Genomic DNA, 20,870 nt, shown 5'->3' with positions numbered 1-20,870 from the left:
AGACATGGCGCGCTGCTAGGCTCCGCCGTCGTCGTCTTTCCGCAGGTCATCCCATGCCGGTCCCCGCAAAGCCGCTCAATCGCCTCCGCCAATTGTGGAGCGAGGGCCGCCCCGCCTTCGGCGCGATCGCGACCATCCCGAGCGTGCAGATGGTGCAGATCATGGCGCGTTCGCTGGACTGGATCATCGTCGATCTCGAGCACGGACCGATCGGGCTCACCGAAGCGCATGCGATGATCGCAGCCACCACCGGCACGCCATGCACGCCCCTGGTGCGGATCGCGGCGAACGAGCCGTGGCTTGCGAAGGCGCCGATGGACATCGGCGCGTTCGGCATCAACTTTCCGATGATCAGCAATCGCGCGGACGCCGAGAAGGCCGTGCGCAGCGTGCGCTATCCGCCGCGCGGCGACCGGCTCTGGGGTCCGTTCCACGCGCCGTTCCGCTGGGGCCAGTCGATGCCCGACTACATGGCCGGCGCCGACGACGAGATGATCTGCATGGTCACCATCGAGCATGTCGAGGCCGTCAACCGCATCGACGAGATCATGGCAACGCCAGGGATCGACGTCGCGGTGATCGGCCCCGGCGATCTCGCGACGTCCATCAACAAGCGCGGCCAGATCGACGATCCGGAATTGCTCGCGCTGGTCGCCCGCGCGGAGGCGGGCATCCTCCGAAGCGGCGTGCCGATCGGCGGCGTGGCCCGCACTGCCGACCAGGCCAACGCCCTGGTCGACCGCGGCTACCGCGCCATCGCACTCGGCTTCGACTGGTCGCTGTTCCAGCGCGGCATCATGGCGGCGTTCGACGGCATCAGGCGCTGAACAAGCCGATTGCCACCTTGCCGGGCACTGCTGCGCTGCTAGGGTCCGCCTCCCAGGGAGGAAAAACCATGCTCAAAAAGACTTTGTTCGCTCTGTCCTTCGCCGCCATTGCCTTTGCGGCCTTCGCCCAGCAGCCCGGAATCAAACGTACCCCGCTCCAGAAGGTCGAATTCCCCGACGGTTACGCCACCATCACCGCCATCGCGGAAGTCCCGGCAGGCGGCGCGGCCGGCCGCCATACCCATCCCGGGGTCGAAACGGGCTATGTACTGGAAGGCGAGCTCAATCTCCTGATCGACGGCCAGCCGGAAAAGACCCTGAAAGCTGGTGATTCCTACCAGATCCCGGCCGGCGTCGTGCATGACGCCAAGGCTCATGGCGATAAGGCCATGAAAGTGCTTGGAGTTTACATCGTCGACAAGACCAAGCCGCTGGCCTCGCCGGCGCCCTGATGCGGCGAACCGACCGGCCCCAAGCGGGTTAGGTTCGTGCTACAGCGTGCGGCGGGCAGGAACCTGCTCGCTGCACATATTTTCATCTGCGGGAACCGAAGGACCAATGCGCGGGACGCCCAAGACCATTTCGCTGCCCCGGCGCCTGATTTGCGACCTCATGCGCGCGTCGATGGACGTGCCGTTCGTCTCGCTGTCCCGTTCACTCAACATCCGCCCCCTGCTGGAGGCCCGCGCAGGTGCGATGGCACCTGCAGGCTGGGCCGCCATGTTCGTCAAGGCATTTGCCATCGTCGCCAGGGATGAGCCGGTCCTGCGTACCGTCTACGCCAAATGGCCCTGGCCGACGCTATACGAGCTGCCCAGGAGCGTGGCGCTGGTGGCCATTGCCCGGGTCGAGGATGGCGAGGAATGCGTGATGCCGCAGCGAATCGCGGCCCCGGAGGCCCTGCCGCTGGCGGACGTGGACGCCGAGATCCGCCGCGCCAAGACAGCGCCGATCGAGGACGTCCCGATGTTCCGCAAGATCATGCGGGCGACCCGCCTGCCGCTGCCCCTGCGGCGCCTGTCCTGGGCCATCGGGCTGAATTTCGGCCGCCAGCGCGGCAACTGGTTCGGCAGCTTTGCGGTGAGCTCGGTGGCCGCCTATGGCGGCGGAGAGCTCCATCCCGTCACGCCAGGCCCCTATATCGTCAGCTATGGGGTGGTCGAGGGCGACCAGACCATCCATGTCGTGATCCGCTGGGATCACCGGGTGACCGACGCCGCCCCCATCGCCCGGGTCCTGACCCGGCTGGAACAGGTCCTGAACACTGAAATAGCTGCCGAATTGCGGGCGGCGGGCTCAAAGCCAATCCGGGCGGTCAGGACGTGATTCCGGGCCATTCGCATTGACAGCGAGCCCCAAACTCTCCTAAAAGCCGCCTGCTCGCGGGCCGTTTTCGGCCCGCGAAGCGTTTCGCGACCCGTGGTCCAGTCCCTTAAGCTTTGGGGATCGGACCTGTCGGTGCCGGGATCCATCCCGTCACACAGGAGGGCGCGTTTCCTCAAACCAACCTAACTCTATCAAGAGGACGCGATGACTAAGCGCAGTGAGGCGAAGTACAAGATCGATCGCCGTATGGGCCAGAACATCTGGGGCCGCCCGAAGAGCCCCGTGAACCGCCGCGAATACGGCCCCGGCCAGCACGGCCAGCGCCGCAAGGGCAAGCTCTCCGACTTCGGCGTGCAGCTGCGCGCCAAGCAGAAGCTGAAGGGCTACTACGCCAACATTTCCGAGCGCCAGTTCCACGGCATCTATGTCGAGGCCAGCCGCCTCAAGGGTGACACCGGCGAGAACCTGATCGGCCTGCTGGAGCGTCGTCTCGACGCGGTCGTGTACCGCGCCAAGTTCGTCTCGACGATCTTCGCCGCCCGCCAGTTCATCAACCACGGCCACATCAAGGTGAACGGCCGCAAGGTCAACATCTCGAGCTACCAGCTCAAGGTCGGCGACGTGATCGAGGTCAAGGAAGCCTCCAAGCAGCTCGCCCACGTGCTCGAAGCCAGCCAGCTTCCCGAGCGCGAGACCCCCGACTATCTCGAAGTCGACCACGGCAAGATGACCGCGAAGTACACGCGCATCCCCGGCCTCTCCGACGTGCCGTTCCCGGTGCAGATGGAGCCGCATCTGGTCGTCGAATTCTATTCGCGCTAAGATCTGACTATCGAAAGGCCCCGGTTCGCCGGGGCCTTTTTGCTTAAGAGCCACACTTCAGTGGCCGCAATGCTTTGAGGAGCCGTCGCATGCTCTACACCCCTCCCCCTGTCGATCCTAAGGCGCCGCCGGTGCGCATCAATCTGCTCTCGGACACGCAGACCAAGCCGACGGCTGGAATGCGCGAGGCGATGGCGCGGGCGGAGGTCGGCGACGAGCAGGTCGGCGACGATCCGACCGTGAATGCGCTGTGCGAGCGCGTTGCCGCACTGATGGGCAAGGAAGCGGCGGTCTACATGCCCTCGGGCACGATGTGCAACGTCACCGCGACGCTGGTGCATTGCCGTCCCGGCGACGAGATCCTGGCGCATGAGACCGCGCACATCATCGCCCGCGAAGGCGGCGCGCATGCCGCGATCGGCGGCTTCCAGGTGACGCAGCTCAAGGGCCCCGACGGCCAGTTCACGCCGGAGACCTTTCGCAAGGCGCTGCACCCGCGCACGCGCTACCAGCCGCCGCAGACCGTCGTCAGCGTCGAGCAGACCGCCAATATCGGCGGCGGCACGATCTGGAAGAAGGCCGCGCTCGACGAGATCGTCGCGATCGCCAAGCAGCACGGCCTCGTCACCCACATGGACGGCGCGCGCCTGCTCAACGCCACGGTGGCGAGCGGCATCTCCCCGCGCGACATGACCGCGGGCTGGGACTCGGCCTGGATCGATTTCTCCAAGGGCCTGGGCGCGCCGATCGGCGGCGTGCTTGCCGGCACGCGCACCTTCATCGATGCGGTCTGGCAGTGGAAGCAGCGCCTCGGCGGCTCGATGCGGCAGGCCGGCATCTGCGCGGCCGCCTGCATCTACGCGCTCGATCATCACGTCGAGCGCCTTGCCGACGACCACGCCAATGCGCGCGCGCTCGCCCGCGGGCTGTCGCAGATCGCAGGCATCGAGGTGCAGGAGCCCGAGACCAACCTCGTGTTCTTCAAGCCCGACGGCGCCGGCATTCCCGGCGACAAGATGGTGGCGGCGCTGCGCCAGCGCGGCGTGACGCTCGCGATGATGGACGGTCGCATCCGCGCCTGCACCCATCTCGACGTCAATGCGGCCCAGGTCGAGGAAACGATCGGATACGTGCGCGAGATCGTGCGCGGGGCGTAGGTCCCGTAGCCCGGGTGAGCGCAGCGAAATCCGGGATTTATCCGCGCGTGGGTAGTCCCGGATTGCGCTGCGCTCCATCCGGGCTACGAAAACGGCGAGAGTCTACCGCCCCATCGCCTGATAGATCAGCGTCTTCAGCGCAAGCTGGACCCGGCCGCGCTGCGAGGGGGTCTGCACCATGAATATCCCGAACAGATCGTCCTCGGGATCGATGAAGAAGAACGTGCCGCCGACGCCGTCCCAGCGATACTCGCCGAGCGGCCATGACGTCCCCTCCGGCACCGACGTGCGCACCGCGAAGCCGAGACCGAAGCCGCTCGTTGCGCCCGGATAATAGTTCTGATCGCGCGAGACCTTCGTCTCCGGTCCTATGTGGTCCTTGGCCATCAGTGCGATGGTCTCGGCCTTGAGATAGCGCCGGCCTTCGAACGTGCCGCCGTTCAGCAGCATCTGCGAGAAGCGCGCGTAGTCGCCGACCGTTCCGACGAGGCCGCCGCCGCCGGACTCCCATTTCAGCGGTTGCCGGGGATCGCGCACCTGCGTCATCGGGCTGATCGCGCGGTCCGCAGGCATCGGCTCGGCGATGCGCGGCCACTTGGCGGGATCGGCGACGTAGTAAGCGGTCTCCGTCATCCCGAGCGGATCGAGCAGCCGCTCCTTCTCGAACTGGAGCAGCGATTTGCCCGAGATCACCTCGACGATGCGGCCGAGCACGTCGGTGGAGAGGCCGTAGTCCCAGATCGTGCCGGGCTGTTCGGCGAGCGGCAGCGTGGCGATCTTCGCGACGAGCTCGGCATTGGTCAGAGCCTTGTTGTCGAACAGACCGGCGTCGGCATAGAGCTTGTTCACCGGGCCTCCGCCATAATAGCCGTATGGCAGCCCGGAGGTGTGGCGCATCAGATCCTTGACCGTCACCGGACGATTGAGCGGCTCGAGATCGAGCGAAACCTTGCCGTCCTCGGCCTTCTTCTCGACGCCGACTTTCATCCTGCCGAAGGCCGGAATGTATTTTGCGACGGGATCGTCGAGCGAAAGCTTGCCCTCCTCGACCAGCATCATCGCCATGACCGTCGTGACCGGCTTCGACATCGAATAGAGGCGGAAGATCGTGTCCGCGCTCATCGAAATCTCGGTGGCGACGTCGCGAACGCCGAAATTCTCGTAATAGACCGGCTTGCCGTGCTGCTGGAGCAGCAGGATCGCGCCCGGGAACGTTCCGGCGGCGATCTCCTTGCGGATGTAGTCGGAGACCTTGGCGAGGCCTTCGGGCGAGAAGCTGCGCGCGCGCCCGTCCGGGCCCGCCTGCGCACCGGCCGCACTCGACAGCAGAACGAGCGCCGCGAACAGCGCGCGGCGCCCGAACATGTCAATTCTCCATGGATTCATAAACCAACTGCTTCAATGTCCGCTGCACGCGCTGGCGCTCGGTCGGGGTCTGCTCCAGCAGGACGAAGAACATGTCCTGCTTGGGATCGATCACGAAGTAGCAGCCGGAGGCGCCGTCCCACTTCAATTCCCCGAGATCGCCGGGCGGCGGCGGTTTTGCGTTGCCGGGATCGGTGCGGACCGCAAGCCCGAGACCAAAGCCGAAGCCGTCGCCGGGGAAATAGAAATAGTCGCGATCGACGCCGGAGCCCGGCCCGATCTTGTCGGTCGTCATCAACTTGAACGCCTCGGGCTTGAGGATCGTCTTGCCGTCGAGCGTCCCGCCGTTGAGCAGCATCTGCGCGAAGCGCTCATAGTCGGCCATGGTCGTCACCATGCCGCCGCTGGCGAACTGGATCTTCTTGACGACCGTCGGATCGTTGATCCGGCCAACCCGGAAATCGCTGTCGTTCGGCACCGGCTGCGCCAGAAGCTTCTGCTTCTCGGGAGCCGTCACGAAGAAGCCGGTATCGACCATGCCGAGCGGGTCCAGCAGCTTCTCCCGCATGATGTCGATCAGCGGCTTGCCGGCCGCGATCTCCATCACGCGCGCCAGAACGTCGGTGGAATGGCCGTATTGCCACAGCGCACCCGGCTGGTTGTGCAGCGGCAGCTTGGCGATGCGCTCGGCGAACTCGGCGAGATCGAAATCGCCGGCGTAGATATTGGCATCGCGATAGGCCTTGCGGACCAGGCTGTCGCCATAGAAGCCATAGGTGATGCCCGAGGTGTGGCGCATCAGGTCGAGCACGGTGATCGGCCGGTTCGGTGGCACCAGCTCCAGCGACTTGGTGCCGTCGTCGGCTTTCTTTTCGACGCCGACCTTCACGTTGGCGAAGGAGGGAATGTATTTCGAGAGGGGATCATCGAGCTTGATCTTGCCGTCCTCGATCATCTGCACGGCAACGACGGAGGTGATCGCCTTGCTCATCGAGAACAGGCGGAAGATCGTCTTGTCGGTAATCGGCGCCTTGCTGGCTACGTCCTGCACGCCGAAGGCTTCGTGGTAGACCGGCTTGCCGTGCTGCCTGATCAGCACGGTGGCGCCGGCGATCTTGCCGGTCGCGACCTCGTTCTTGAAGAACTCGCTGATCTTGCCGAGCTTCTCCTGGTTGAAATGCGCGCCGGCAGGAATCTCGTAGGTGCCCTCCGCCTTCGCGAACGACATCGCGCCAAGCGACAACAACGCGCCGCAAGCGAACGCACGCAGTCCAGATCGTAAAATCATATCCCCTCCCCGGAACATGGTCCGGCGGAGTGTACCGACCGGGCCATCAGGCACAAGGGCCGCTGTAGCGCGCCAAAACGTCCGTATGGAGCGCCGCGCTTGCCTCCGAAAAACAACAGAAGACGACGTGGCCGACCGAGGGCGCGGCCGGCAGGGCGTCGATGGTCGTATGGATCGCGATCTTGGCGGCCCGATCAGCAGGAAAGCGGAAAATCCCGGTCGAAATCGCGGGAAACGCCACCGAGGTCAGCTCGTGCTTGCCGCACAGCTCCATTGACCGGCGATAGCAGGAGGCGAGCAGATCGTCCTCGTTGAGGGTGCCGCCGTTCCAGACCGGTCCGACGGTGTGGATCACATGCGCGGCCTTGAGCCGGTAGCCTTTGGTGATCTTGGCATCGCCGGTCTTGCAGCCGTGCAGCATGCGGCATTCGGCGACCAGATCAGGCCCGGCGGCGCGATGGATCGCGCCATCCACGCCGCCCCCGCCAAGGAGCGACGAATTGGCGGCGTTGACGATGGCGTCAACGCCGAGTGTCGTGATGTCGGCAACGATGATCTCGAGCTCCGCGCCGCCAATCCTGCGCGACAGCAGGCTCACAGCCTCAGGCCGCGACGACGACGCCCTTCTCGGAGAAGAGCTGCTGCAATTCGCCGGCCTGGAACATCTCGCGGACGATGTCGCAGCCGCCGACGAACTCGCCCTTCACGTAGAGCTGCGGGATGGTCGGCCAGTTCGAGAATTCCTTGATGCCGTTGCGCAGTTCGGCGGATTCGAGAACGTTGAGGCCCTTATAGCCAACGCCGATGTGGTCGAGGATCTGCACGACCTGGCCGGAGAAACCGCACTGCGGAAATTGCGGCGTACCCTTCATAAACAGAACCACGTCGTTCGACTTCACTTCGTTGTCGATGAATTCCGCGATGCTCATATCCGTGTCCTTCTGGGGCAGAGCCCTCACCAATTGCTTCGGGCCGGCTCAGCCGATCTAACCCGATACCTGCCTATATATGTAGCCCAAACCGTTGTGCATCCAAAGTAAAATGGCGGCGAACGGGTCTGCCCCGGCCCCTTGTCCCGGGCCTTGTCCCACCCCGGGCGGCCGATCCGGACGGTGCCGGCTCATTGCATGACGGCACGAATATCATCGCCGGGGAGGACTTTCATACCGTAACGGAGCCCCTATCTAGGACGAACCTTGGTTTTGGAACCGGGCAACGCCAACAACGTTCTCTTGTCCTGTCTGGAGAAAAACGTGACGAAACCAGCCTCCGCCACGGCCGCCCCCGCGCTTTCGTCACCGTCCTCCGACCCGGGCAGCCTCGCCCGGCGGCTGGAGGATGCCTTTCTCACCGTCCGCAACGAGACCGAGCGCCGGGCCGCGCCGCTGTCGCCCGAGGACCAGCAGATCCAGTCCATGCCGGATGCGAGCCCGGCGAAATGGCATCGGGCCCATACCACCTGGTTCTGGGAGCAGTTCTTGCTCGGCGAGCACGCCCCCGGCTACCGACCCTTCCATCCCGATTTCGCCTTCCTATTCAATTCCTATTACGTCAGCGCCGGGCCGCGTCATGCCCGCAATCATCGCGGCGACATCACCCGTCCCAGCGCAGACGAGGTCGGCGCCTATCGCCGCCATGTCGATGCGGCGGTCGTGAAATTCTTCCGCGAGGCAGATGCGGAAAAGCTCCGGGCCCTGGCGCCGCTGGTCGAGGTCGGGCTCAACCACGAGCAGCAGCATCAGGAGCTGATGTTCACCGACATTCTGCACGCCTTCGCACAGAACCCGGTCTATCCGGCCTACGATGCGGACTGGCGCTTTCCATCCGCGACGCGCGCCGGTGACGATTGGATGACGCTCAACGAAGGCATCCATACCGTCGGCCATGTCGATGACAGCTTCCATTTCGACAACGAGAAGCCGGCCCACCGCGCCCTCGTCGGCCCGGTCAGCATCGCACGCAATCTCGTCACCAATGCCGAATGGCTCGCCTTCATGCGCGACGGCGGCTACCGGACGGCAACGCTGTGGCTGATGGACGGCTTTGCCGCCGCCAGCAAGGAAGACTGGCAGGCCCCGGGCCATTGGCGCGAAGTCGACGGCGGATGGCAGGTGATGACGCTGGCCGGTCTCAGGCCGGTCGATCCCGACGCGCCGGTCTGCCACATCAGCTATTACGAGGCCGATGCGTTCGCGCGCTGGGCCGGAAAGCATCTGCCGACCGAGACGGAATGGGAGGTCGCGGCCCGCACCCGTCAGCTCAACGACGCCTTCGGCATCGTCTGGCAATGGACGCGCTCGTCATACTCGCCCTACCCCGGCTATCGCGCGATCGAAGGCGCGCTCGGCGAGTACAACGGCAAGTTCATGGTCAACCAATTGGTGCTGCGCGGCTCTTCGCTTGCAACCCCTGAAGGCCACAGCCGTATTACCTATCGTAACTTTTTCTATCCGCACCACCGCTGGCAGTTCACCGGCCTGCGGCTTGCTGACTACGTCTAGTCTTTAATCCGACGACAGATGCGCGCCGGACAGCGCGTTCAGGAGAGTATCATGAATGTGCACGCCAGCGCTTTGGCCGAAGCCCATCTCCCCGACGAGCAGACCACCGCTTTCGCCCGCGAGGCCATCGAGGACCTCTCGCAGCAGCCGAAAAAGCTGTCGCCGAAATATTTCTATGACGCGACCGGCTCGGAATTGTTCGAGGCGATCACGAAGCTGCCGGAATACTACCCGACCCGCACCGAGCTATCGATCCTGAAGGAACGCGGCAGCGAGATCGCAAAGATCATTCCGGAGCATGCGGCCCTCGTCGAGTTCGGCGCCGGCGCGACCACGAAGGTCCGCCTGCTGCTCAATCAGTGCAAGTTCGCCGCCTATGTCCCCGTCGACATCTCTGGCGACTTCCTCCAGGCGCAGGCGAACGGGCTCAAGCGCGACTTCCCCGCGCTCGGCATCTATCCCGTCGCCGCCGACTTCACCACGCCGTTCGAGCTGCCCAAGGCGGTCGCGTCCATGCCGAAGGTCGGCTTCTTCCCCGGCTCGACCATCGGCAATTTCGAGCCGCATGAAGCGCAGGCGTTCCTGAAGAGCGCGCGCCGGATCCTCGGCAGGGGCGCGCAGATGATCATCGGCGCCGACCTCGAGAAGGACGAGCGCGTGCTCTTTGATGCCTACAACGACGCGGCCGGCGTCACCGCGCGCTTCAACCTCAATGTTTTGGTGCGGATCAATCGCGAGCTCGGCGGCAATTTCGACCTGTCCGCCTTCACCCATCGCGCGATCTACAATCGCGAGCGGCACCGCATCGAGATGCACCTGATCAGCAAGAAGAGCCAGACTGTGCGGCTGCTCGGCACCAGCTTCTCGTTCCGTCCCGGCGAGAGCATTCATACCGAGAACAGCTACAAATACAGCATCGAACGCTTTGCCGCGCTGGCGCAGGGCGCGGGCTGGCGCGTGCGCGAGAGCTGGACGGATGCGGCGAAGATGTTCTCGGTGCATGCACTGGAGGTCGCGGAGTAAGACCCGCGGCCATCGCTCGGCGGCTTCAGTCAGGCTCGCACTGTTCGACCGACACCAGCCGCTGGTCGCGGATGACGGCGCGGAAGCTGTGGGCGCTTGGCTTGCCGCACGACCAGGAGAGATCGTCACCATCGCGCTGGAGCGGCTCCCCGAGCCAGAAAACCACCTTTGAGACCGGGTCGCCCGGCTTGAGCCGGTCGACCCATTTCGCCGGGTTTGCCCAATGCCCGCAATCGCCCTGCCAGTAACAGGCCGGCGTGACGCAGCGCCCTATTGCAGGCTTGCCTCCGATGGCTTCGCAGGCCGACGGGCCTTGACCGAGCACCCGCCCCTGCGTGGTTTCCTCGACAACGAGTCCAGCCACCGCAAGGACAGCACCGAGGATGATGAGGCGCCGCATGCCGCGCTCACGCCTCCTCCGGCTTCGACCGCAGCGACATCGACTCCCACACCGCGACGACAATCATGATCACGCTCGTCGCCACCGACAGCCAGAGCGGCGACAGATCGGCTGCGAACCACCACAGCGCCAGGAGCAGGATGATGCCTATGCCGTGCGAGAGCTGGAGGAAGCCGCGGATCGAGTGCTTGAACAGGATGGTGCCGACCAGAAACACCAGCGGCCCGCCGATCGTGCTGATGATGGTGCGGATGTCGGAATGGCCGGTCGGATGCTTCAGCACCAGCTCGTCCGAGACCGCGGTCAGGATGATGCCGGCGACGATCGGCAGATGCAGATAGGTGTAGGCGAGCCGAGCCAGCCGGCCGGATTCGGCAGACTTCGAGAGCCGCTCCGAGCCGGCCTCGGCGCCCTTGTGGAAATAGACCCACCACATCGCGATACTGCCGACCAGTGCCGAGACGAAGGCCAGGATATTATCGGCGGTCCATTGCAGTTCGGCAAAGGTCGCGCCGTTGACGACGACAGCTTCGCCGAGCGCGATGATGATGAAGCCGGCGCAGCGCTCGGCCATGTGGCCGCCTTCGACGGCCCAAGCCTCGACCGACGAGAAGCCGAGCTTCGGGACCCAGAAGCGCACCGCGGGCGAGACATATTCGATCGCAAGCGCCACGATCCAGAACCACAGCCGCTCCTCGCCGTGCGCGAGGCCACCGAGGATCCAGAAGACTGCCGAGCCGCAAAGCCAGATCAGGATTCGGATCGCATTGTGCCGCACCGCCGTCCTGTGGCGCGGGGTCGCGAACAGCCAGAACGCGGTGCGTCCGACCTGCATGGTCGCGTAGGCGATCGCAAACCAGAGGCCGCGGCCGTCGAAGGCGGTCGGGATCGTCGTGGACAGCACGAGGCCGCCCAGCATCATCAGGAAGATGAGGATGCGGACCGGCGTCAGTTCGGGATTGAGCCAGTTGGTGACCCAGGCGGTGTAGACCCACACCCACCACACCGCCAGAAACAGCAGGGTGACCTCGACCGCGCCGAGCGGCGTGAAATGGTGCAGCAGCGTGTGCGACACCTGCGTGACGGCGAAGACGAAGACCAGGTCGAAGAACAACTCGGCATTGGTGACGCGGCTGGGCTGGTTCGGAAGGATGACGCGAAACATCGCGCCGCGCGCATTATCCGCAGCCATCATCGCCCCCGTCGCGCTGGTCAGGTCAGGTGCCGGGTACGCCGGTTTGCAGCGCCAATGCGTGCAGCACGCCGCCCATCTGGCCTTGCAGGGACCGATAGACGATCTGGTGCTGCTGGACGCGGGACTTGCCGCGGAAGGATTCCGAGATCACGGTCGCGGCATAATGGTCGCCATCGCCGGCGAGGTCACGGATGGTCACCTCGGCATCGGGGATCGCTGCCTTGATCATCGCCTCGATATCGTGGGCGTCCATGGGCATTCGGGTCTAGCTCCTTATGTCGGCTGCAATGCAGCCTCGTCGTCGAATCGCTCGCCGGGGTCCCCGGGACCGGCTCGGCCAAACTTAGCGTGAACGGCCTTCTACGTCACGCTTTCCGGCACTATATCCCTGGTCGCATCGGGATAAAGGCACGACAAAGTGCCGCGCGCGGCAGAATGATAGAAAAGGCGTGAATCATGAAGCTTCCAGGGCCGGACCACCCCATCACCATCACCCAAAACCCCCGGCGCGTCCGCGTCACGGCTGGCGACATCGTGATCGCCGAGACCAGCAAGGCACTGACCCTCAAGGAGGCCAGATATCCGGCGGTGCAATATGTGCCGCGGGAAGACGCCAACATGGCGCTCCTGGAGCGCACCAACCGCGTCACCCATTGCCCCTACAAGGGGGACGCGAGCTATTACAGCGTCAAGGCCGACGGCAAGACGCTCGACAATGCGATCTGGACCTACGAGGCGCCCTTCCCCGCCATGACCGAGATTACCGGCCACCTCGCCTTCTATCCGGACAAGGTGAAGATCGAGGAAGTGGGGTAGCCTGCGCTGTACGCCGCGCCGTCATGGCCGGGCTTGTCCCGGCCATCCACGCTCTTGGGCAATCGCGAATTGAGAAGTCCGTGGATGGCCGGGACAAGCCCGGCCATGACGGAGGCGATAGCTGACGCAGCGCGGCTACGCCCTGAATATCGTGAGCCCCAATATCAGCAGCACCAGGAAGATCGCGACGAAGACGTAGAAGAGGAAGCGGGCAATGTCGGCGGAGGTGGCCGAGAGACCGGTGAAGCCGAGCACGCCGGCCACGATCGAGATCAATAAAAAGATCAGCGCCCATTTCAGGATCGTCATCGCCAACTCCGCACTGGATACCGCGTCTCGCGGCCCTCACGCCCATTTCGCGAACGCTAACTGCGATGCGCGGAACTGGTTCCAACTGGGAGTTACAACTGTTGGATGATTGAAACGACCCTTGCTGAATCCGGTTCCCGGCGGCACAGTCCAGCGGGGGCAGGAGCGCGGGGCGTTACGATGACGATATCACATACAGCGGCGATCGGCGCAGAGCCGCACGCTGCACCGAAGGCCAAGGCGCGCAATCTGTCGCTCGATCGCGCCCGCACCTTCCTCACGCTGGTGGTGCTGCTGCATCACGCCGTCATTCCCTACACCCATTTCGGTCACACCGATCCGGCCTCCTGGGCGGGCTTCGACGTGATCGTGCTCGCCACCGACAGCTTCTTCATGGCGATGTTCTTCTTCCTGTCGGGGCTATTCACCTGGCCGGGCATTGCGCGCAAGGCGCCGTCGGTCTTTCTGCGCGACCGTCTCTTGCGGCTCGGCCTGCCGTTCGCGATCGCGGCGCTCACCGTCATTCCCATCGCCTATTACGCGATCGCGCTGCGGCACGATCCCGGGCTGAGCTTCGCGTCGTTCTGGTGGAAGACCGTCACCGTCGGCCCTTGGCCGAGCGGCCCGATCTGGTTCGTCTGGGTGCTGCTGGCGTTCGACCTGACCGCGAGCCTGCTCTACCGGGTCTCGGCACATCTGGTCGATCCCGGTAACCGCATCTCGCTGCGCGGATTCGAGCAGCCCACGGTGTTCTGGCTGATGCTCGTCGCCGTGAGCGTCATCGTCTATCTGCCGCCGCTGGTCCATTTCGGCACCAACAAATGGTTCGAGTTCGGGCCGTTCTCGGTGCAGGCGAGCCGGATCCTGCTCTATTTCGCCTATTTCTTCATTGGCGCCAGCGTCGGTGCCGCGAACTTCGATCGCGGCATCCTCAGCGCCGAGGGCCAATTGCCGAAGAGCCGCTGGCTGTGGGTGATCATCACGCTGATCCCCTACTGCCTGATGTGGTGCATGATCTATATCAAGCGCGAGATCCTCGGTAATCCCGATCACCTGCCGTCATGGTATCATGTGTTCTACGGCACGTTCTTCGTGCTGTTCTCGGCCTCGATCCTGCTCGCGATCCTCGCCTTCTTCCTGCATTCGAAATCGCCGGGACCGAACCTGCTCGACCGCATGCAGGCGGACGCCTATGGCATCTTCCTGGTGCACTATCCGATCGCGCTATGGATCCAGTACGCACTGTACGATTATGCGTGGCCCGCGATCGCAAAGGCCGCGATCGGCTTCGTGCTCACGGTGATCCTGAGCTGGGGCCTGACGGCGGCGCTACGGAAGATACCGGGCGCGTCGCACGTGTTGTGAGCCGCCGCACCCGTAGCCCGGATGAGCGCAGCGACATCCGGGACACGGTGCCAGCAAGGTCCCGGATGTCGCTGCGCTCATCCGGGCTACCAGACCGAGAGTGAGGCGGCCCTTACGCCGCCTTGCCGCCCATATACTCCGGCAGCCAGCGCTCGAACGACTTGCGCAGGGCATCGATCGACACAGGCGCCTCGCCTGCGATCGCGATGGTATCGCCGCCGGTGGTGCCGATCCGCACGCAGGGCACCTCGCAGCCGCGCATCTTGGCGAGGACGCGGCCGGCTTCCGTTTCCGGCACGGTGACGAGATAGCGCGCCTGGTCCTCGCCGAACCAATAGGCATGCGAGACCAGCGAGGTCGGCGCCGCCAGCAGCTTGGCACCGATACCGCTCGCCATCGCCATCTCGGCGAGCGCGATCAGAAGGCCGCCGTCGGAGAGGTCGTGCACCGCCGTCGCGGTGCCGGCATGGATCATGCCGCGCACGCAATCGCCGTTGCGCTTCTCGGCCGCGAGATCGACCGGCGGCGGCGCGCCCTCCTCGCGACCGCAGATGTCGCGCAGGTACACGGATTGACCGAGCCAGCCATGGGTCTCGCCGATCAGCAGGATCGCCTCGCCCTCGGCCTTGAAGGCGAGCGATGCGGACTTGGTGAAATCGTCGAGCAGGCCGACACCGCCGATCGAGGGCGTGGGCAGGATCGCGCGGCCGTTGGTCTCGTTGTAGAGCGAGACGTTGCCGGAGACGACCGGGAAGTCGAGCGTGCGGCAGGCTTCCGAGATGCCCTTCAGGCAGCCGACGAACTGGCCCATGATCTCGGGCCGCTCGGGGTTGCCGAAGTTGAGATTGTCGGTGATCGCGAGCGGCTTGCCGCCGACCGCGGTGATGTTGCGCCAGGCTTCCGCCACCGCCTGCTTGCCGCCCTCGAACGGATCGGCCTCGCAATAGCGCGGCGTGACGTCGACGGTGAGCGCCAGGCCCTTCGGCCCGTCCTGCACGCGCACGACCGCGGCATCGCCGCCGGGGCGCTGCATGGTGTTGCCGAGGATGACGTGGTCGTACTGCTCCCACACCCAGCGCTTGCTGCACATGTCGGGCGTGCCGATCAGCTTCTCCAGCGCGGCACCCAGGCCCATCGGCGCCGGCACGTCGCGCGCATGCACGACCGGCAGCGCGGCGGACGGAACATGCGGGCGGTCATAGAGAGGCGCCTCGTCGCCGAGCTCCTTGATCGGCAAATCGGCCATGACGTCGCCGCCATGCTTGACCACGAAGCGCTTGCTCGGCGTGGTGTAGCCGACCACGGCGAAGTCGAGGCCCCACTTCTTGAAGATCGCCTCGGCTTCCTTTTCCTTCTCGGGCTTGAGCACCATGAGCATGCGCTCCTGGCTCTCCGAGAGCATCATCTCGTAGGCGCTCATGCCGGTCTCGCGCGTCGGCACCGCATCGAGATCGAGATCGACGCCGAGATCGCCCTTGGCGCCCATCTCGACCGCCGAGCAGGTCAGCCCCGCCGCGCCCATGTCCTGGATCGCGATGACGCAGCCCTTCTCCATGATCTCGAGGCAGGCTTCCAGCAGCAGCTTTTCGGCGAAGGGGTCGCCGACCTGCACGGTCGGACGCTTCTCCTCGGACTTGTCGTCGAACTCGGCCGACGCCATCGAGGCGCCGTGGATGCCGTCGCGGCCGGTCTTGGAGCCGAGATAGACGATCGGCATGTTCACGCCGGAGGCGGCCGCGTAGAAGATCTTGTCGGCATCGGCAAGGCCCACTGCCATCGCGTTGACGAGGATGTTGCCGTCATAGCGGGTGTGGAAACGGACCTGGCCGCCGACCGTCGGCACGCCGAAGGAATTGCCGTAGCCGCCGACGCCGGCGACGACGCCGGAGACGAGATGCCGGGTCTTGGCATGCTCGGGCGCGCCGAAGCTCAGCGCGTTGAGGCAGGCGATCGGGCGCGCGCCCATGGTGAAGACGTCGCGCAAAATGCCGCCGACGCCGGTGGTCGCGCCCTGGTAGGGCTCGATGTAGCTCGGGTGGTTGTGGCTCTCCATCTTGAAGACCACGGCCTGGCCGTCGCCGATGTCGATCACGCCGGCATTCTCGCCGGGGCCCTGGATCACCCAGGGGGCCTTGGTCGGCAGGCCGCGCAGATGGATGCGCGAGGACTTGTACGAGCAATGCTCGTTCCACATCGCCGAGAAGATGCCGAGCTCGGTGAAGGTCGGTTCCCGCCCGATCAGCTTGAGGATGCGCTCATATTCGTCGGGCTTGAGCCCGTGGGCGGCAACCAGCTCGGGGGTGATCTTGGGTTCGTTCTTCATGGATTCGGGGCTTTCGGCGGCGGTTTGGCCGTTCTTAGGAACATCGAGGGCCGACGAAAAGCCCTTTGTGATGCATTTTCCCGCTGTCCCACGTTTTGCAAGGCGGGGCGGCAGGAACGGGAATTGCAAGGCGCTGACGGATCGGATTTAAGGGCTAAAGACCCGTAATTGAAGGCCCATTTCCTTGCACGAATTGACCAAATCGCCCCCGCCGCGCCGCCCCGACCTCCATGTCGCCACCGAGGGCGAATTTGAGGGCTGGCGGACCTGGATTCGCGACAGTTTTGAGTCCCATGTCGGCCCCTTCTGGCACCGGATCGAGGCCGACGGCGGCGTCCGCAGCGCCTTCCGGGTCGAGAAGAAGCACCTCAACGGCTCCGGCAACGTCCATGGCGGCTGCTACATGGCCTTCGCCGACTATTCCCTGTTTGCGATCGCCACCCATGTCCTGGACAGCCGGGCGGTGACGACCAATTTCTCCTGCGAATTCCTCGACGCGGCACGCGAGGGCGAGCTGATCGAATGCACCGGAGACGTGAGCCGGGCCGGCGGCTCGCTGATCTTCCTGCGCGGCAAGATGATGTCCGGCGAGCGGCTGCTGCTCACCTTTTCCGGCACGATCAAGCGGATGAAGCGGAAGCCGCAGCCCCAGCCAAACGCATAGCTCGACGCCTTCCCTTTTCGCAGCCCCTCGCCCACAGTTGCGGCAAGCGCTGTCGCGCCGGGGAGCAGGAACAAGGTGCCGCAGAGCACATCGCCGAGGGGTCGCGCAGCGGCCTCCGTATCGTCGTCGCTGCCGTCCATGCCCGCCGCCGGCGCGCGCAACTGGCGCGACTATGCGCTGCTGTTTGCGCTGGCCTGCTGCTGGAGCTCGACCTATCCGCTGGCGAAGCTCGCGCTGGACACGATCCCGCCCGTGACCTTCATCTCGGCGCGCTCGCTGATCGCCGCCGCATTCCTGTTCGCGATCCTGTGGATGCGCGGGGTCAAGCTGCCGATCGACGTGAAGGCCTGGAAGCTGTTCGCGGTCCAGCAGCTGATCAACTCGACCTTCCCGTTCCTGATCATCACCTGGGCGCAGCTCTATGTCCCCGCCTCGAACACGGTGGTGCTGGCCTCGACGACGCCGATCTTCGCCTTCCTGATCACCTCGCTGATCACGCGGCATGAGCCGGCGACGCTGCTGAAGCTCGCAGGCGCGATCCTCGGCCTTGCCGGTACCGTCGCCATCGTCGGCCTCGATGCGCTGCGCGGCTTCGGCAGCGAGATCGTGGCGGAGCTCGCAATCCTGCTCGCCACCATCTCCTTCGCCTGCGCGACGATCTTCGGCCTGCGGCTCTCCGAATACGACCCGATGGTGGTGGCAACCGGCTCGCTGCTGTTCGGCGGCCTCGTGCTGCTGCCGCCCTCGCTGATCATCGACCAGCCCTGGACGCTGCACCCCACCCCGACGGCGATCGTCGCCACCATCGTCATGGGCATCGTCTCGAGCGCGCTCGGATTGATGCTGTTCTACGTCTGCCTCGGCCGCCTCGGCACCCTCACCACCAACGCGCAGGGCTATCTGCGCATTCCCATCGGTGTCGGCCTGTCCGTGCTGCTGCTCGGCGAGAGCGTGCCGTCGAACCTCGCCCTCGGCCTGCTGCTGGTCATGGCCGGCGTTGCGGCCATGACGGTGCCGGCGGAGCGGTTGAAGCTACGCTAGCTTCAACCGCTTCTTGCGCGCGTCAATCAGGCAGCAACGTTCGGCTGCCGGAAAGCCGCTTCCATCTCGCGCCGCACTCGCACGGCGAGGCTGTCGGGGTCGTACTCCACGTCCTCCCATCTCAAGCGCTGGCCTTCCGCGATGTCGGTCTTGAGCTTGACCTGGTGAGCGAGTCCGAGCGGCAGATAGCCCTGCTTCAGCGAAGCATCGGCCGGGGTCTGCTTGCCCCAGACGCAGAACCCTCCTTCGCCGTCGAGCATCTCACCGGCCTTGAGCTTGCGCTTGGCGGTCGCGACCACGTCCGAATTGAACACGATCGGCGCACCGGTCGGCTCCTTGCGCAGCGCCGCCGACGCAACGGAGATGCCGAGTTCGAGGCCGATCATGTGGATCGGACGATAGAGCGAGGCGTATTTGCCGGTCTTGTCCGGCAGCATGCTGTATTCGCGGAAGCATTCCTCCGAATAGGCACTGTCGGTCTCGAACACGACATAGGTGCCCATCACGAGGCTCTGCGGCACGTCGCTGCCGTCGCGATAGACCGACGAAGTGACCTCGGTGACGCCTGATTTCTCCAGCATGCCGCCATCGGATTTCGGCTTGCATATCTCGGCGTGCTCGAAGCGGGTGGCGGGCGGGAACGACAGGCCCTCGCTCTGCGCATGCAGCCCGGTCGCGTTGCAAACCGCGGTCATCTCGATACCCGACTTGGTGCCGTCGACGAAGGAATTGAACATCTTCGGGTTGATCGAGTTGCGATCCCTGATCTTCATGTATTTGTCGAGGATGTCCCAGACCGTATCCGGCGTCGACTGGTGATAGGTCGGGTGATAACGCGTGCCCTTGCCGGCGGCGACGACCTTGAAACCGGCGGCGCGGGCCCAGTCGACGTGATCGGCGATCAGCGCCGGCTGGTCGCCCCAGGCGAGCGAATAGACGACGCCGGCCTGCTTCGCCTTGCGCGCCAGGATCGGACCTGCGACCGCATCCGCCTCGACATTGACCATCACGATGTGCTTGCCGTTCTCGATCGCCTTCATCGCGAAACGGATGCCGGCGCCGGGATCGCCGGTCGCCTCGATGATGACCTCGATGGCGGGATGGGTGATCAGCGCGTCGGCATTGTCGGTGACGACGGTGCGGCCATGCCTGAGCGCCTCGTCGATCGTGGTCGCCGCATATTGCTCTTCCGGCCAGCAGCCGAGCTTGAGCTGCGCGCGGGCACGGGCCGTGTTCAGGTCGGCGACGCCGACGAGATGCATGCCGTCGGTCTGGCGCACCTGCGACAGGAACATCAGGCCGAATTTTCCGGCTCCGATCAGGCCAATGGTAACAGGCTTGCCGGCCGCCTTGCGCTCCAGCAGCATGCGATGGAGATTCATCTGGATTTCCTTAAACGTTCCTCGGGTGACGGCGCTGTTGCGGCCGCGACAAGCGGCCGCGCGCGCCTTGTTCGGAAACGTTAGGCAGCGGCGAATCCGAGGGCAATTCAGATTATCTGTCGCGACGATGTAGGCGCGCTAAACAATCTGCACGGTGTGCTGCGCGCTCCAGGCGTCGCGCTCCCCCCGCAGCCAGTCGAGGAAGGTGCGGGTCTTGCGGTGGCGCAGATGGCCGTGCGGACAGACGATCCATTGCGTCGTCAGCGTGACCTCCGGCGGGTTCTTCACGGGGCAAACCAGGCGGCCGTCGCGCAATTCGCGCCAGGCCAACAGCTCGCTGTCCAGCCCGATGCCGAGGCCGTCGACGGCCGCGTCGATCGCCATGTGGCTGCGGTCGAACAGCACGCGCTTCCAGCGTTCCACGGGCTCGAGGCCGGCCTCCGCGAACCAGCGCGGCCACTGCATCTGCGACTTCACCGAATGGATCAGCCGGTGCTTGAGCAGGTCTGCGGCGGAAAGACTGCCCGCGGCAAAGGATGATGGTGCGCACAGCGGAAAAAAGCGCTCCTTGCCAAGGCTTTCGACGAACAGACCGGGCCAGCTGCCCTCGCCATGGCGAATCTCGAGGTCGACGTTCTCCTTGCGGAAATCGGTCGGCTCATTGGTGCCGTCAAGCCGCAATTCGATGTCCGGATTGGCGTTGACGAAGCCGGAGAGCCGCGGCAGCAGCCATTTGCTCGACACGCTCGGCGCCGCACGCACCGTCAACGTGGTCGCCGAGCGGATGCCGCGGACATGCTGCGTCACGTCGGCGACGTGCTCGATCTCGCGGCTGATCATCTCGAAATACCGCTCGCCGGCCTCGGTCAGCGTGATGTTGCGCCCGACCCGCGAGGTCAGCGCGGTGCCGAGATGCAGCTCCAGCGCCTGGATCTGCTGGCTGACCGCCGAAGGTGTCACCCGCAATTCATCCGCCGCGCGGGAAATGCTGCCCGCGCGCGCCACCGCGTGGAAGACGATGATGGCGCGGAAGGGGATCTGCATCAGGAAACCTTTTAGGCCAGCT

The 20,870-nt window shown here is 65.0% G+C and carries 22 protein-coding genes; 11 read left to right on the top strand and 11 right to left on the bottom strand.

The annotated features are described in order from the left end of the window. Window positions 1-53 precede the first annotated feature (53 nt). The 5 genes from JQ617_RS00720 (at window position 54) to JQ617_RS00700 (ending at window position 4,132) form a co-directional block, all read left to right on the top strand. On the top strand, window positions 54-827 hold the full coding sequence (locus JQ617_RS00720; RefSeq protein WP_212023627.1) for an HpcH/HpaI aldolase family protein: 774 nt from the start codon (window positions 54-56) through the stop codon (window positions 825-827). 68 nt (window positions 828-895) lie between these two features. Further along, on the top strand, window positions 896-1,279 hold the full coding sequence (locus tag JQ617_RS00715; protein WP_212023626.1) for a cupin domain-containing protein: 384 nt from the start codon (window positions 896-898) through the stop codon (window positions 1,277-1,279). A 106-nt stretch (window positions 1,280-1,385) separates the two neighbouring features. Then, complete coding sequence (locus JQ617_RS00710) at window positions 1,386-2,153, top strand: acyltransferase (RefSeq protein WP_212023625.1); 768 nt, start codon at window positions 1,386-1,388, stop codon at window positions 2,151-2,153. Window positions 2,154-2,357: 204 nt separating this feature from the next. Further along, on the top strand, window positions 2,358-2,975 hold the full coding sequence (gene rpsD, locus JQ617_RS00705) for a 30S ribosomal protein S4 (protein ID WP_063682476.1): 618 nt from the start codon (window positions 2,358-2,360) through the stop codon (window positions 2,973-2,975). A gap of 89 nt (window positions 2,976-3,064) precedes the next feature. After that, on the top strand, window positions 3,065-4,132 hold the full coding sequence (locus JQ617_RS00700) for a threonine aldolase family protein (protein WP_212023624.1): 1,068 nt from the start codon (window positions 3,065-3,067) through the stop codon (window positions 4,130-4,132). Between the two features lie 102 nt (window positions 4,133-4,234). On the opposite strand, the gene JQ617_RS00695 is transcribed toward JQ617_RS00700, so the two are convergent. The 4 genes from JQ617_RS00695 to grxD are packed head-to-tail and all read right to left on the bottom strand — an operon-like array spanning window position 4,235 to window position 7,714. After that, a complete protein-coding gene (locus JQ617_RS00695; RefSeq protein ID WP_212023623.1) occupies window positions 4,235-5,497 on the bottom strand; it encodes a serine hydrolase domain-containing protein in 1,263 nt (420 codons plus the stop codon). A 1-nt stretch (window position 5,498) separates the two neighbouring features. Beyond that, on the bottom strand, window positions 5,499-6,785 hold the full coding sequence (locus tag JQ617_RS00690; protein ID WP_212023622.1) for a serine hydrolase domain-containing protein: 1,287 nt from the start codon (window positions 6,783-6,785) through the stop codon (window positions 5,499-5,501). 46 nt (window positions 6,786-6,831) lie between these two features. Next, entirely contained in the window at window positions 6,832-7,383 is a 552-nt protein-coding gene (locus JQ617_RS00685; protein WP_212023621.1) for an O-acetyl-ADP-ribose deacetylase, read from the bottom strand. A 4-nt stretch (window positions 7,384-7,387) separates the two neighbouring features. Further along, complete coding sequence (gene grxD / locus JQ617_RS00680) at window positions 7,388-7,714, bottom strand: Grx4 family monothiol glutaredoxin (RefSeq protein ID WP_212023620.1); 327 nt, start codon at window positions 7,712-7,714, stop codon at window positions 7,388-7,390. 273 nt (window positions 7,715-7,987) lie between these two features. Here grxD and egtB point away from each other — a divergent pair, with 273 nt between their 5' ends. After that, window positions 7,988-9,286 carry an ergothioneine biosynthesis protein EgtB gene (egtB, locus tag JQ617_RS00675; RefSeq protein WP_212025932.1) on the top strand — a complete coding sequence of 433 codons (1,299 nt, stop codon included), beginning with the start codon at window positions 7,988-7,990 and terminating at the stop codon, window positions 9,284-9,286. Window positions 9,287-9,337: 51 nt separating this feature from the next. After that, window positions 9,338-10,309, top strand: coding sequence for an L-histidine N(alpha)-methyltransferase (egtD, locus tag JQ617_RS00670; protein ID WP_063682467.1), 972 nt, complete (start codon window positions 9,338-9,340; stop codon window positions 10,307-10,309). A gap of 25 nt (window positions 10,310-10,334) precedes the next feature. Here egtD and JQ617_RS00665 read toward each other — a convergent pair whose 3' ends face one another. From JQ617_RS00665 to JQ617_RS00655, 3 genes are read right to left on the bottom strand one after another with little or no spacing between them, the layout of a single operon-like run. After that, complete coding sequence (locus JQ617_RS00665) at window positions 10,335-10,709, bottom strand: hypothetical protein (protein WP_212023619.1); 375 nt, start codon at window positions 10,707-10,709, stop codon at window positions 10,335-10,337. 7 nt (window positions 10,710-10,716) lie between these two features. Continuing rightward, the gene (locus tag JQ617_RS00660; RefSeq protein ID WP_212025931.1) at window positions 10,717-11,901 is read right to left on the bottom strand and encodes a low temperature requirement protein A; all 1,185 of its coding nucleotides are present in this window, start codon (window positions 11,899-11,901) and stop codon (window positions 10,717-10,719) included. Window positions 11,902-11,926: 25 nt separating this feature from the next. Continuing rightward, the gene (locus JQ617_RS00655; protein ID WP_015685068.1) at window positions 11,927-12,163 is read right to left on the bottom strand and encodes a BolA family protein; all 237 of its coding nucleotides are present in this window, start codon (window positions 12,161-12,163) and stop codon (window positions 11,927-11,929) included. Window positions 12,164-12,360: 197 nt separating this feature from the next. On the opposite strand from JQ617_RS00655, the gene JQ617_RS00650 reads away from it, so the two are divergent. Continuing rightward, window positions 12,361-12,720: a DUF427 domain-containing protein gene (locus tag JQ617_RS00650; RefSeq protein ID WP_212023618.1), complete on the top strand. Its 360-nt coding sequence runs from the start codon at window positions 12,361-12,363 to the stop codon at window positions 12,718-12,720. A 135-nt stretch (window positions 12,721-12,855) separates the two neighbouring features. Here JQ617_RS00650 and JQ617_RS00645 read toward each other — a convergent pair whose 3' ends face one another. Then, window positions 12,856-13,029 carry a DUF1328 domain-containing protein gene (locus JQ617_RS00645; RefSeq protein WP_212023617.1) on the bottom strand — a complete coding sequence of 58 codons (174 nt, stop codon included), beginning with the start codon at window positions 13,027-13,029 and terminating at the stop codon, window positions 12,856-12,858. A 180-nt stretch (window positions 13,030-13,209) separates the two neighbouring features. Here JQ617_RS00645 and JQ617_RS00640 point away from each other — a divergent pair, with 180 nt between their 5' ends. Continuing rightward, complete coding sequence (locus JQ617_RS00640) at window positions 13,210-14,394, top strand: acyltransferase family protein (protein WP_212023616.1); 1,185 nt, start codon at window positions 13,210-13,212, stop codon at window positions 14,392-14,394. A 112-nt stretch (window positions 14,395-14,506) separates the two neighbouring features. Here JQ617_RS00640 and purL read toward each other — a convergent pair whose 3' ends face one another. Beyond that, entirely contained in the window at window positions 14,507-16,717 is a 2,211-nt protein-coding gene (purL, locus tag JQ617_RS00635; protein WP_212023615.1) for a phosphoribosylformylglycinamidine synthase subunit PurL, read from the bottom strand. Between the two features lie 184 nt (window positions 16,718-16,901). On the opposite strand from purL, the gene JQ617_RS00630 reads away from it, so the two are divergent. Together JQ617_RS00630 and JQ617_RS00625 are read left to right on the top strand one after the other, a co-directional pair. Then, window positions 16,902-17,381: a PaaI family thioesterase gene (locus tag JQ617_RS00630; RefSeq protein ID WP_212023614.1), complete on the top strand. Its 480-nt coding sequence runs from the start codon at window positions 16,902-16,904 to the stop codon at window positions 17,379-17,381. 75 nt (window positions 17,382-17,456) lie between these two features. Continuing rightward, window positions 17,457-18,422 (top strand): DMT family transporter, encoded by a 966-nt coding sequence (locus JQ617_RS00625; RefSeq protein ID WP_212023613.1) that lies wholly within the window; start codon window positions 17,457-17,459, stop codon window positions 18,420-18,422. Window positions 18,423-18,448: 26 nt separating this feature from the next. Here the strand turns inward: JQ617_RS00625 and JQ617_RS00620 are convergent, their stop codons facing one another. Next, window positions 18,449-19,804: an NAD(P)H-dependent oxidoreductase gene (locus JQ617_RS00620; RefSeq protein ID WP_212023612.1), complete on the bottom strand. Its 1,356-nt coding sequence runs from the start codon at window positions 19,802-19,804 to the stop codon at window positions 18,449-18,451. 138 nt (window positions 19,805-19,942) lie between these two features. Further along, entirely contained in the window at window positions 19,943-20,848 is a 906-nt protein-coding gene (locus JQ617_RS00615) for a LysR substrate-binding domain-containing protein (protein WP_212023611.1), read from the bottom strand. Window positions 20,849-20,870: the final 22 nt, after the last annotated feature.

It is taken from the genome of Bradyrhizobium sp. KB893862 SZCCT0404, assembly GCF_018130885.1.
Lineage (GTDB): Bacteria > Pseudomonadota > Alphaproteobacteria > Rhizobiales > Xanthobacteraceae > Bradyrhizobium > Bradyrhizobium stylosanthis.
This window is presented reverse-complemented; position numbering and strand designations above follow the sequence as displayed.